Raw genomic sequence first — 12,578 nt, 5'->3', positions numbered from 1 at the left:
CATCTGCCGAATTGAATATGAACCGAGATCGGATGCGCGCCCGCGGCGAGCGCGCATCCGATGCCGCGGTGTCAGCCTTACGGGCCCTTCGGCTCGATGTCCCAGGTGTCGGTGCGGAACGGCGAGGCCGGCAGGCCCTCTTTGTTGCCGAGGTTCGGTTCGGCAAGTTGATTGAATCCGAAACGAACCGCAACCGGAGTGAACACCTTCGAGGAACTGACGAGGACGGAATCTCCCTCGATCTTCGCGGTGGCGGGGACGAACTTCTTATCAGCTCCGGCGATCGTGAACCACGTGAGCGACTTGCCGTCGAGGCTCTTCAGGCCTGTGCCGGTGTGCTTGAACTTGATCTTCACCTGATCGATGTCGATCGTGTGGCTGTCGTACAACGGGCCGGAATAAACGAGGTCTTTCTTGCCGTAGTCTTGGGCCAAGGCCCACAGCGCCAAGCGGCGGCCGACCTCTTGTTTGTTCTTCGGATGGATGTCGGCGACGTTGCCGATGTCGGTCGTCACGGCCATGCCGGTATGCGGCACGGCAAGCGTGGCGGTCTGCGCTTCCCAGATGCCTGCCAAGTTCGTTTCGTTGTTCTTGCCGTAGTTATACGGAGCCAACTGCACGAAGTAGAACGCGAGGTCCGGGTTGTTCCAAACGCTGCGCCAACCGGCGATGAGCCCTTTCATGAGCGTATGGTATTTCATCCCCATGCCGTTGTTGCTTTCCCCCTGATACCAAATGGCCCCGCGCGCGGCGAACGGCACGATCGGGTGGATCATGCCGTTGTAGAGGCCGGTCGCTGCGCCGTTGCTGTTGAGAGGATGATTCGGCACGCTCGGAAAGCTCGGCATGGTTTTGCCCCCGGCACCGGCCGTCTCGGCGGCGGCGAGCCACTGCTTGAGCAGCTTCACTTGCGAGAGCATCTGCTTGTTGTAGACGGCGTTCGTCGCCTTGATTTGTTCGAGCTGCGAGGTGAGCTCGGGTTCCGATTCGAAGCCGACCGGCGGAATCCACGGCTCGATGCGCGTGCCGCCCCAGCTCGTGGCGATCAGCCCGACCGGCACGTTCAGCTCGCGATGCAAGTGACGGCCGAAGTAGTACAACACGGCCGAGAAACTGGAAACCGTTTCCGGCGAGCACTCGACCCATTGCGCGTTGACGTGTTGGGCCGGGGTGCCGGAAGGAACGAGCGGCACGAGGAACAAACGGATCTTGGGGAACTTCGCGTCGGCGATCTCTTTGTCGGGATCTTGCGACGACTTGACCGACCATTGCATGTTCGACTGACCGGAGCCGACCCACACTTCGCCGACCAAGATGTTGGTGAGCTTGAGCGTGTTCTTGCCTTGAACCGTCATCTCGACGGCGTCGGCCGAGGCGATCGGCTTGAGTTGCACGCGCCATTCGCCGCCGGCGTCGGCCTTGGTCTTCGCGCTGTTATCGCCCACCGAGACGGCGACTTCTTCTTCCGGATCGGCCCAACCCCAAACCGTGACGGGGACACCGCTCTGGAGCACCATGTTGCTACCGATGATCTCGGGCAGCGAGACGTCGGCCCGCGCGGGAGCGACGAGCGAAAGGCAGCACGCCCATCCGAGCCCAAGCGTCGGGAGGTATTTACGGAGGGAAACGAAACTCATGGCGAGAACTCCAGACAAGCGAAGGTGGGAATCGAATTCCAGCGGGAGCGACGATTGTAATCGGCGGGAAAGCGCTGAACTAGCAGGCAATTTCGCCGGGAGAGGCCGGATCGGCCCCACCGGCTAATCGGCGTAATACGGCACTCGGCAGCGTTAGGAATCTCAAACTCGACTCCGTCGCCTGCGCCGATTAGAATCAATGTTCCCCGAAACTCGTCCCGCCCGCTCGAAGCGTCTCCTCCCTGCTGCCCGTTTCCCGTTCTCGAATCTCTAGGAGTTCCGGCATGACGCCGCGTCAGATTTCGACTCGCACGCCCCTTTCTCGTCGGACCTTCTTGCGCGGCACCGGCGTGGCGCTCGCCTTGCCGTGGCTCGATGCGATGCAGCCGGCCTTCGGTGCGAGCGCGCCGGAAGTGCCGCGGCGCATGGTGGCGATTCAGACGAACATGGGAATCTTGCCCCAGTATTTCTTTCCGGAGAAGACGGGCAAGGATTTCGAGTCGACTCCTTATCTCGAAAAGCTCGCTGCCCATCGCAACAACCTCACGGTGTTCAGCGGCGTCAGCCTGCCGGGCGTCACCGGCGCGCATGCCGCCGAGCGTTGCTTCCTCACCGGCACTCCGCATCCGGAGCGGGGCGGATTCCGCAACGGGGTCTCGCTCGATCAATTCGCCGCCGAGCACATCGGCAACCGGACCCGCTACCCTTCGCTCTGCATGGCTGTCTCCAACGAGGGACAGACGATGAGCTACACGCGCAGCGGCGCGCCGATTCCGGCGGAGAAGAGCCCGAAGAAGTTGTTCCAGAAGTTGTTCGTGCCGAATAAGGCCGAAGAGGTCGCGGCCAACGTCGAGGCCCTGCGTCAAGGCCGGAGCATGCTCGACTTCGTCGGCGAGCAGCGCACGCGCTTTGGTCGCGCGCTGTCGGCGGCCGACCGCGTTCGGATGGATCAGTATTACACGTCGGTTCGGGAACTCGAGCAACGGCTGCATAGCTCCGAAGATTGGGAACATAAGGAGAAGCCGACCGTTGCCGTGAAGGCTCCGGAAGACATTACCGACGGCAAGGAGTTCGTGCGCCGCTCGGAGTTGATGTACGACCTCATCAAGCTCTCGCTGCAAACCGATTCGACTCGGCTCGTATCGCTGTTCGTCGACACCGTCGTGATCCACAACATCACGCACCACGGCAACCGGCCCGACGTGCTGGCCGAGTTGCGCGGACACGAAGAGGGGCAGTTCGCCGCGTTGAATAAGTTCCTCACATCTCTGGCGGAAACGAAGGAAGAGGGGCAATCGCTGCTCGATCGGTCGATGGTGCTCTACGGCACCTGCATGGGGAGCGCCAACTCCCACTCGAACGTCAACCTGCCGGTGCTGCTCGCCGGCGGCGGATTCAAGCACGGCAAGCATCTTTCCTTCGATAAGACGAACAACTACCCGCTGTCGAACCTGTATCTCTCGATGCTCCACCGGATGAACATCGAGACCGATTCGTTCTCGACATCGAAGGGGACGATGACCGGTTTGGAGTTCGCTTAAGGTAGCGGCAAGCCGGCCGTGGCCCGTGCGACTCTGATTTTTGCACACGCTTGAGATCGCGCGCCTGAGCGCTTCGATCGCCTGCCTACTTTCGTAACTATTCTTCTCGGTTCACACACGCCATGTCGCTGCGCCGCTTATTCGGATGGATGGTTCTCTCGCTCGTTGCTGCGGTAACGGGGGCCGCGGAAACGAAGGCCGCGGAGTTGCCGGTTGCGTTTCTTAAAACGCATTGCTACGAATGCCACACCGGCCCGAAGGCCGAAGGCGCGCTCGATCTCACGACCCTGTCCGGCGACTTGAATAAACGCGAAACCTTCGCCCGTTGGGTCAAGATCCACGACCGCGTGGCTGCCGGCGAGATGCCGCCGAAAGATAGTAAGCAGCCTCCCGCCGGCGAGCGCACGAACGCCGTGACGGTCGTGCAACGGGAGCTCGTCGCCGCGGAGAAGGCGCGCTTCGCGATCGAAGGACGCACCCCGGTGCGCCGCATGACCCGCATCGAGTACGAGAACACGGTGCGCGATCTCCTCGCGCTCGACGGCATCCCGCTGCAAGCGAGCCTGCCGGAAGACGGCTCGGCGCACGGCTTCGACAAGAACTCCGATGCGCTCGATATCTCGCACGTGAACTTGTCGAAGTACGTCGAAGCGGCCGACCAAGCGCTCGACATGGCGATCGCCGTGCAGCCGACGCCGCCGCTGCGGCAAACGCACCGCTTCTCGATCGCGCGGCACATGTATCACATCATCATGAACGGCGATACCGTGATGATTAAGGACGGCGACAAGCCCGATCCGTTCTTTACTCCGAGCGGCGTGCATGCGCATCTCGGGGCGCACGAACACATCAACGTGCTACGCGATTGCGAGAAGCGCAACTCGAGCCCCGGCGTGTTTCGTCACGAAGATGAATCATTCAAGCCCTACTTCTACGACTTCGCCGCTCTCTATCCCGGCAAGTATCGCATCCAGACTTCGTTCTGGAGCTTCCATTGGGACAAAGGGAAGGTGCTTCCGGGACGCGGCGTCGAAGCCGCGCGGTTGTCGATCGTGCAACTCCAAGACGACGGTCGCGGCGGAGGTCACCCGAGCTACATTCTCGGCTACTACGACGCCCCGCCGAATAAGCCGAAGGTGCATGAAGTCACGCACTGGTTGAACTTCAAAGACACGATCGGCTTCAATACGGCGTCGCTCGCGCCGGTGGTGAATTACAATCGTCCGGGCCGCGCCATGGCCTTCACGGGCCCCGGCATCGCTTGCGACTACATCGAGATCGAAGGGCCGATCCATGACGTTTGGCCGCCGGAAGGGCATCGCCGGTTGTTCGGCGATCTGCCGATCGTAGCGTTCGACGTGCGCGACCAGCCGGAAATCATCCCGCCGAAGCGGAAGCTTCCGCGCCGCGAGACCCAAGCTCCGAACCCGCCCGACCCTCCGTCGGGCAACTGGACCGTCGCCAGCATGTGGCCCACGCGCGATGCCGACCGCCTGCTGGCTTCGTTCTTGCCGCGCGCGTTTCGCCGGCCGGTGCCGGAGGAAGTGCGCAAGGAATATCTCGCCCTCTTCGAGAAGCGGCTCGCCGCCGGCGATTGCTTCGAGACGGCGCTGCGCTACGCCTATCGCGCGGCGCTTACCTCGCCCGACTTTCTCTATCACGCCGAGCAGCCCGAGCTGTTCGACGACTACGCGATGGCCTCGCGCCTGTCGTATTTTCTTTGGAACTCGCTCCCCGACGACACGCTGATCCAACTCGCCGATAGGGGCCAGATGCGTTCGCCGAACGCGCTCAAGGTCGAAGTCGAGCGCATGCTCAACGATCCGAAATCGGAACGCTTCATCGAAGATTTCCTCGGCCAATGGTTGAACCTCCGCAAGATCGCGGCGAACGATCCCGACCGCAAGCTCTACCCGGAATTCAGCCCGTATTTGCAAGACTCGATGATCGCGGAAACGAAGGCTTACTTCCGCGAGTTGCTCGATAAAGACCTCAACGCGAGCTACCTCGTTCGTTCCGATTTCGCGATGCTGAACGAAAAGCTCGCGAATCTCTACGGCGTGCCCGGCGTGAGCGGTTCGCAGATCCGTCGCGTAGCGCTCCCGGCCGATTGCCCGCGCGGTTCGTTTCTCACTCAGGCCGCGATCTTGAAGGTCACGGCCAACGGCACGACCACCTCGCCGGTGCCGCGCGGCGCATTCGTCATGGCCCGCCTCCTCGGGCAACCGCCGGAACCGCCGCCGCCGAACATCACGGCCGTCGAGCCCGACGTGCAAGGGACCACGACGATTCGCGAACAGCTCGACAAGCACCGCGCTTCGCCGGCCTGCGCCGGATGTCATGCGAAGATGGATCCTCCCGGCTTCGCGCTGGAATCGTTCGACGTGATCGGCGGGCTGCGCGACCGTTATCGTTCGATCGGCGAAGGGGAAACTGCGAAGCGCGGCAATATCGATCCGTTCATCGGCATCAGTTTCAAGCTCGGGCCAAAGGTCGATTCGTCGGGCATTCTCACCGACGGCCGCACCTTCAAAGGGATCACCGATTTCCAAACTCTCTTGGCTTCGGACCAACAAAAGTTGTTGAAGAACTTGGCCGAGCAACTGTGTGTGTACGCGACCGGCCGGCCGATCGGCTTCGGCGACCGCACCGAGATCGCGGCGATCGTCGATAAGACGCAGAAGCAGGGGGGCGGCGTCCGGACCCTCATCCACGAACTCGTAGCCAGCAAGCTGTTCTTCTCCAGCGGTCCGATGAAGGGCCCTCCTGCGCCGGTCGTCGCGTTGAAGCCGACCCTCACGCGCTCCGCGCCGCTCGGCTCGACGGTTCGCACCGGCCCGACGATCGTGCCGGTCGTCCCCCCGGTCGCTCCGGTAAAACCGTCGGCGACTCCGGTCGTTCCGGTCTTGCGCGAGCCGGTTCGCTGTCGGCTCGTCGGGCTGTCGTCGTCCGAGCGGCTCGACGATTTGCGCGTCGCCTTGGAAGCGGCTCCCGAGCTGCAGATGAAGGATCTCCATGCCGACCTGCAAGAGATCACGCTGGCCTACGATTTCGCCCGGCTCTACCCGGGCTCGTCGGCGACGCATAAGCCGACCGCCCCGCAGCTGCTCGAGCAAATCAACAACGTCATTCGCCGTGCGTCGAACGGTTCGTTCTCGGTGTCGCCGCTGCTCACCGAGCCGCGCGACAAGCTCAAACGTCAAGAGATCGCGGTCACGATCTCCGATTGCAAGGCCTGCCGAATCTTCGTCTACAACACGGCTGCCAAGGTCGAAGGGGTGCAGCAAGCCGCGGTCGACCAAAAGACCGGCAACCTAACCGTCTGGACCGACCCGACCAAAAGCGACCTCGCCCCGATCCGCGAGGCCCTAACGAAAGCGCAGATCATTCTGCCGACGACGAAGTAACCGCGACGAAGTAATTTGAAAGCATGCTCCTGCAATAGCCGCAGATGAATCTCTACGGCCCCCTGCCCGAAAGCCCAGCCGTCATGAAAATCGTCGCGATCGAAACGCATGTATGTCACGCTCGGATGCGCAATTGGGTGTTCGTCAAGGTCGTCACCGATCAGGCCGGGCTCTTCGGTTGGGGCGAGGCGACTTTGGAGTGGCACACGCGCGGCGTCGTCGGGGCGATCGAAGACCTGTCGCAACTTCTGATCGGCCAAGACCCGACGCGGGTCGAGCATCTGTGGCAGATGATGTATCGCCGCCACTTCTGGCACGGCCACGGCATCGTCCGCGCGACGGCGATCGCCGGCATCGACCTCGCCTTGTGGGACATCCTCGGCAAGTCGCTGGGGGTGCCGTGCTCGAAGCTCTGGGGAGGTCCGGTGCGCGACCATGTGCGCACCTATTGCCATCTCGGCGGAGGCCGGATGGAAGACTTCTACGAAACCTCGGCCGACGACGCGCGCCGCTTCGCCGACCTGGCGCGGGAAGCGGTCGCCGAGGGGTTCACCGCGTTCAAGAGCATGGCCGTGCCGCCGACGATGCCGCTCGAAGGGTTGAAGCCGATCCGCGCGGCCGAACGCTGCGTGGCCGCGATGCGCGAAGCGGTCGGGGAAGCGGTCGACATTATGGTCGACTGCCATGCCCGACCTTCCCCGACGATGGGCCTGCAGTTCGCCACGGCGCTCGAGCCTTACGGACTTTATTTCTTGGAAGAACCTTGCTGGCCGGAAAGCGTCGACGGACTCGCGCGGATCAACGCCGCCGTGTCGACGCCGATCGCGACCGGCGAGCGCGTCACGCATCTGGCCGCCTTCCGCGATCTGTTGGCGGCCAAGGCGCTCGACGTTTGCCAACTCGACATCACCCATTGCGGCGGCCTGAGCGAAGCGCGGCGCATCGCGGCGCTGTGCGAAGCGTATCGCGTGGCGCTCGCGCCGCATAATCCGCAGGGCCCTGTGAGCACCGCGGCATCGCTGGAGTTCGGCTTCTCGCAGCCGAGCTACATCATCTGCGAAACCGTGCATGGCGACGTGCCGTGGCGGCAAGATGTCGTCGAAGAAGGCTTCAAGGTCGAACGAGCCGGCCGCATCGTCCGCCCCAACACCAGGCCGGGCCTAGGCATCTCGATCAACGAAGCGGAGCTGAAGAAGCATCCATTCGAGCAGGAAATCTTGCAACCGGTGACGTATACGGACGGGAGCATTGGGGATTGGTAGGAGCGGGCAGTGGTCGGTGGTCGGTGATCAGTTGAGATGCCCGAAGCCGAACGATAGAAATCAACGAAGGTGCTGAAGCCGATGGCGCAGAGACTTACCGGGGTGTTGCCGATCGTGCATACTCCGTTTACCGCCGCCGATGAAATCGACCGCGCGGCGCTAGCGCGTGAGATCGAGTTCATTATCGCCGCCGGTTCGCAAGGCTACGGCACCGGCATGGTCTCCGAGCTCTTGCGGCTTACGGCCGACGAGCGGCTGCGTTATACGGAGTTGCTCGTCGAGCTCGCGGCGAAGCGCGTGGCGGTGTTCGTCAGCGTCGGTGCCGAGAGCACGAAGCAGGCCGTGCTCTTCGCCGCACATGCCGAGCGGTCGGGCTGCGATGCCGTGATGGCGGTTCCTCCGCTGGCGACGCGGCTCGGCAAAGATGCGCTTGCCGCCTACTATTGCGCGCTGGCCGACGCGATCTCATTGCCGATCATCGTGCAAGACGCTTCCGGCTATGTCGGCCAAGCGATTCCGCTCGCGGTGTACGAGTTGCTGCTCGCGCGCTACGGCGAGGAGAAGATTCTCTTCAAGCCCGAGGCTTCGCCGATCGGCCCGAATCTTTCGGCGCTCCGCGATGCGACGGGCGGCCGGGCGCGCATCTTCGAAGGCTCCGGGGGGATTCATCTGGTCGACAGCTATCGGCGCGGCATCGCCGGTACGATGCCCGGCGTCGATCTGCTCGACGGGATCGTCGCACTCTGGCGCGCGCTCGAGCGGGGCGACGAAGCCGCAACGTATCGCCTCTATTTTCCGATCTGCGCGATCGTCGCGTTGCAATTGCAAGCCGGGCTCGACGGCTTTCTGGCGATCGAAAAATACTTGCTCGTGAAGCGCGGCCTTTTCGCCGACGCTCGTCGTCGCACACCGCACGCCTGGGAACTCGACTCCGAAACGGCTGCCGAGGTCGATCGCTTGTTTCAACTTCTTCAAGCCGCCTTGCCGGCGGAACGGATCGGGGCCTGACATGGAACCTTACATCGCATCGCAAGCGCGGCTGATCGCGGGAGTCGCCCGCGTCGACATTACCCCGCCGGTCGGGATGTATCATCGCATGTGGGGCGCGGCGATTCACGATCGCTCGACCGGCATCCATCGCCCGATCACGGCGACGGCCCTCTGGCTGCAGCCGCGCGGTTGCGGCACCGCGGGCGATGCCCTGCTGATGCTCGCGCTCGATCATTGCATTCTCGAACGAGCCGCGATGGACGCACTGCGCGAGGCGGCCGGCCACGCGACCGGAATTCCTTCGGCCCAGGTGCATGTCTGCCTGTCGCATACGCACGGCGCAGGCTTCATGGCCCGCTCGCGCGCCGATCTTCCCGGCGGAGACATGATCGGCCCGTATTTGGATGAGATGACGATGCGCACGGCGCGCTGCGCCGAGCAGGCGCTCACCGCGGCGAAGCCGGCGACGTTGGTCTGCACGGCAGGTCGTTCGAGCTTGGCCGCGCATCGCGACGGGTTCGACGCCGGCAGCAAGCAATTCGTCTGCGGTTTTCATGCCGCAGGGCTTGCCGACGACACGTTGGTCGTCGGTCGCCTGACGTTGGTCGACAACGAGGGGAAACCCGGGCGCACGATCGGTACGCTCGTCAACTACGCGTGCCATCCGACGACCCTCGCCTGGCAGAACACGCTCGTGAGTCCCGACTATATCGGTGCGCTGCGAGAAACGGTCGAAGGGGCGACCGGCGCTGCGCCGTGTTTCTTCATCCAAGGGGCCTCGGGCGACTTGGGACCGCGCGAAGGGTTCGTCGGCGACGTGGCGACGGCCGATCGCAACGGCCGGCAGCTCGGTTATGCGACCCTCGCCATTCTCGAAGCGATGCCGCCGGCGGGGACGAAGTTCGTCTACACGGGCCCGGTCGTTTCCGGCGCGACGCTCGGTGTTTGGAAAGATACGCCGCTGGATCCGGCCGCTGCGACGGCGAACGAACGATGGAAATTTCAAGACGTGCTGATTCCGATCGACTACCGGCCCGACTTGCCGACGATCGAGGACACGAAGCGCGACTTGGCGAATTGGAAGGCCGCGGAAGAGAAGGCCCGCGCGGCGAAAGACGACGCGGCCTTGCGCGAGGCTCGGGCCCGCGCCGAGCGGATGACGCGACAGCTCAATAAGCTGTCGTCGCTGCCGACGGGCAAAACGTTTCCTTACACGGTATCGATCGCGCGCACCGGCGGCTTGCTCTGGGTCGTGGCGCCGGGCGAGCTTTACCAGATGCTCCAGATCGAATTGCGCAAGCGCTTCCCGAAGTTCACCCTCATCGTCGCCACGATCTCCAACGATTGGCAGCCGGGCTACTTCCCCGATCGCCCGACCTACGGCCGGGGCATCTATCAAGAGCAGATCGCGGTCGTGGCGCCGGGCAGCCTCGAGACGGTGATTCAACAAGTCGGCGACAAGATCGCGCAATTGACCAGCTAAGCAGCTGACCGGTTAAGCTTGCTGACCGGCTAAGCTATTCGATCTTCCAAACGCGCACCGCCCCATCGCGGCCGCCTGAGGCGAGTTGCGTGCCGGCGTTGTTGAACGCGACGGTATGTACCGAGTTGCCGTGACCGAGATAGGTTGCGAGAAGTTTTCCGGTTTCGGCGTCCCAAAGTTTCACGGCGCCGTCGGCTCCGCCGGTCGCCAGCTTCGAGCCGTCGGGCGAATAGGCGACGGACCAGATATCCATCGTGTGCCCTTCCCAACTCTTCACGGCCATGCCTGCGGCGGCGTCCCACACATGCACCGCTTTGTCCCATCCGACGGAGACGAGCCGCCGACCGTCGGGATGAAACGCCAGGCCGTAGATCGGGCCGGCATGACCTTCGAGCGTGAGTTTCGGCGTGAGGTCCTGCGCGTTCCACAAGCGAACGACCTTATCGCTGCCGCCGGTGGCGATCGTCTTGTCGTCGGGCGAGATCGCCACGGCGAACAACGCGCCGGCTTGCTTGGCTTCGGCCAAGGGCTTGGTCGCGCCGGCTGCTCCGCTGCCGGTCGCAGGCGCTTCGAGCGACCAAGCGCGAAGGCCTCCGCCGCGGTCGCCGGCGAACATCCGTCGATCGCGCGAGAACGCAATGCTGCGGACGGCGTTCGAGTGCTCGAACGTCCGGTAGGGCTCGGGTTCCGCGCGCTTCCAGAGCTTGATGAGCCCTTCGTCGCCGGCGGTGACGAGCGTTTCGTCGTCGGGCAGGAAGTGGACTCCCCAGACGAATCCACGATGCGCGCTCCAAGAAGCCTTCACGCTCTGCGTCGGGACGTCCCACAAGCGAACCGAGCCGTCTTCCACGGCCATCGCCGCGGTCTTGCCGGCGGCGTCGAACGCGACGGACCAGACTGCGCCGGCGTTCGCACTGAGCACGGCGACCGGCTCGGCCGAGGAAACCGGAACCGGCGCGCGATCTCCGCGGTGGTTGAACCACATGCCGCCGAGGATGCCGAACGCGAGGAACGTCGCACCGATGCCACCGGCGATCCAGCGATTGCGCACGACGAGCTTGCGCTGTTCGATCTGGCAGACCGTCGGCACATCGTCCGACGTCGTCTTCAGCAGGGCCCATTGGAAGTCGAGCAACTCGGCGAGCTGGGTGGCCGTTTGGATCCGGTTCGCCGGCTTCTTCTCGAGCAGGTGATCGATGGTCGCGGCGAACCAATCCGGAATTTGCGGATTGAGCTCGCGGAGCGGCACATGCTTCGTATCCGTGATCTGCTTTAAGATCATCAGCGCCGAGTTGCCGGTGAAAGGGGGCCGGCCGGCGCACATTTCGTAAAGGATCGCCCCGAGGCTGAAAAGGTCCGAGCGCGGATCGGCGTCTTCGCCGAGCGCTTGCTCGGGTGCCATGTACAACGGCGTGCCGCTGACGAAGCCGGTGCGCGTGAGCTTCACGTCTTCTTCCACGCGGGCCAGGCCGAAGTCGGTGAGCTTGACCCGATCGTGCGGCGGCTCCAAGAGGATGTTGCCCGGCTTGATATCGCGATGGATCAAGCCTTGTGCGTGCGCGGCGGCGAGGCCGTGTGCGGCTTGCATGCCGATTCGCACGATCTCGCGGAGCGGAAGTTTCTTATCGCGGGCCAGCCGCTGCTCGAGCGATTCGCCGGAGATGAGCTGCATCACGATATACGGCAGTCCGTGCTCGCCCGACTTTTCGACTTGATGCACGGCGACGACGTTCTCATGCGAGATCGAAGCGGCCGCGCGCGACTCGCGGCAAAAGCGTTGCCGCGCAATGTCGTCGGACGCGAGTTCCGGATCGAGCACCTTGAGCGCAACGTGCCGCTGCAAGCGCGAGTCGAAGGCTTCGAGCACGAGCCCCATGCCGCCGCGCCCGATGACCCGCATCACATCGAACTGCGCGAGCCGGCCGAGATAGGCGCTGTCGCTTGCCGGCTGGAGGAAGCTGAGCGAGAGCTCGCGCGTCCGGGTCGGAGTGTCTTTCGGCGTGACCGGCGGCAACTCCGTGTCGAGCGATTTCAGGGCGGGCCAGTAGGCCGACGTCGCCATCGGTTCGGCCGTGTTCAGATGCTCGACGAGCTGCGAAAGGTTCGTTCCTTCAACGGCGATTTGCTCCAACTTTTCTTGGCAGCAGCCGCAGTCGTCCATGTGTTGGATGCATTCATCGCGGCGCTCGCCGGGAAGCGAATCGTTCAGCAATCGCTGAAGTTCGTCGGTTTGCGGGCATTTCGTGTCGGCTTTCATC

The 12,578-nt window shown here is 63.6% G+C and carries 7 protein-coding genes; 5 read left to right on the top strand and 2 right to left on the bottom strand.

Annotated elements, in window-relative coordinates:
* Nucleotides 1–77 precede the first annotated feature (77 nt).
* A complete protein-coding gene (locus K8U03_12315; protein MCE9605669.1) occupies nt 78–1,637 on the bottom strand; it encodes a sialate O-acetylesterase in 1,560 nt (519 codons plus the stop codon).
* 284 nt (nt 1,638–1,921) lie between these two features.
* Here K8U03_12315 and K8U03_12310 point away from each other — a divergent pair, with 284 nt between their 5' ends.
* The 5 genes from K8U03_12310 to K8U03_12290 all read left to right on the top strand — a co-directional run bounded on the left by K8U03_12310 (nt 1,922) and on the right by K8U03_12290 (nt 10,320).
* Nucleotides 1,922–3,178 (top strand): DUF1552 domain-containing protein, encoded by a 1,257-nt coding sequence (locus K8U03_12310; protein MCE9605668.1) that lies wholly within the window; start codon nt 1,922–1,924, stop codon nt 3,176–3,178.
* 122 nt (nt 3,179–3,300) lie between these two features.
* Nucleotides 3,301–6,585: a DUF1592 domain-containing protein gene (locus K8U03_12305; protein MCE9605667.1), complete on the top strand. Its 3,285-nt coding sequence runs from the start codon at nt 3,301–3,303 to the stop codon at nt 6,583–6,585.
* Between the two features lie 83 nt (nt 6,586–6,668).
* On the top strand, nt 6,669–7,847 hold the full coding sequence (dgoD, locus tag K8U03_12300; protein ID MCE9605666.1) for a galactonate dehydratase: 1,179 nt from the start codon (nt 6,669–6,671) through the stop codon (nt 7,845–7,847).
* 81 nt (nt 7,848–7,928) lie between these two features.
* Nucleotides 7,929–8,855, top strand: coding sequence for a dihydrodipicolinate synthase family protein (locus tag K8U03_12295; protein ID MCE9605665.1), 927 nt, complete (start codon nt 7,929–7,931; stop codon nt 8,853–8,855).
* 1 nt (nt 8,856) lies between these two features.
* On the top strand, nt 8,857–10,320 hold the full coding sequence (locus K8U03_12290) for a hypothetical protein (GenBank protein ID MCE9605664.1): 1,464 nt from the start codon (nt 8,857–8,859) through the stop codon (nt 10,318–10,320).
* A gap of 34 nt (nt 10,321–10,354) precedes the next feature.
* Here K8U03_12290 and K8U03_12285 read toward each other — a convergent pair whose 3' ends face one another.
* Nucleotides 10,355–12,577, bottom strand: a complete 2,223-nt coding sequence (locus K8U03_12285; GenBank protein ID MCE9605663.1) for a serine/threonine protein kinase — start codon at nt 12,575–12,577, stop codon at nt 10,355–10,357.
* Nucleotide 12,578 lies beyond the last annotated feature (1 nt).

The sequence above is a fragment of the Planctomycetia bacterium genome, assembly GCA_021413845.1.
GTDB lineage: Bacteria > Planctomycetota > Planctomycetia > Pirellulales > PNKZ01 > PNKZ01.
The sequence above is the reverse complement of the archived record's forward strand: the minus strand, read 5'-3'. Positions and strand labels throughout refer to the sequence as shown.

Bases quoted from the DNA above. Each gene is read 5' to 3' on its own strand.
- K8U03_12315 (MCE9605669.1), bottom strand. From the start codon at position 1,637: ATGAGTTTCGTTTCCCTCCGTAAATACCTCCCGACGCTTGGGCTCGGA.
- K8U03_12310 (MCE9605668.1), top strand. From the start codon at position 1,922: ATGACGCCGCGTCAGATTTCGACTCGCACGCCCCTTTCTCGTCGGACC.
- K8U03_12305 (MCE9605667.1), top strand. From the start codon at position 3,301: ATGTCGCTGCGCCGCTTATTCGGATGGATGGTTCTCTCGCTCGTTGCT.
- dgoD (MCE9605666.1), top strand. From the start codon at position 6,669: ATGAAAATCGTCGCGATCGAAACGCATGTATGTCACGCTCGGATGCGC.
- K8U03_12295 (MCE9605665.1), top strand. From the start codon at position 7,929: ATGGCGCAGAGACTTACCGGGGTGTTGCCGATCGTGCATACTCCGTTT.
- K8U03_12290 (MCE9605664.1), top strand. From the start codon at position 8,857: ATGGAACCTTACATCGCATCGCAAGCGCGGCTGATCGCGGGAGTCGCC.
- K8U03_12285 (MCE9605663.1), bottom strand. From the start codon at position 12,577: ATGAAAGCCGACACGAAATGCCCGCAAACCGACGAACTTCAGCGATTG.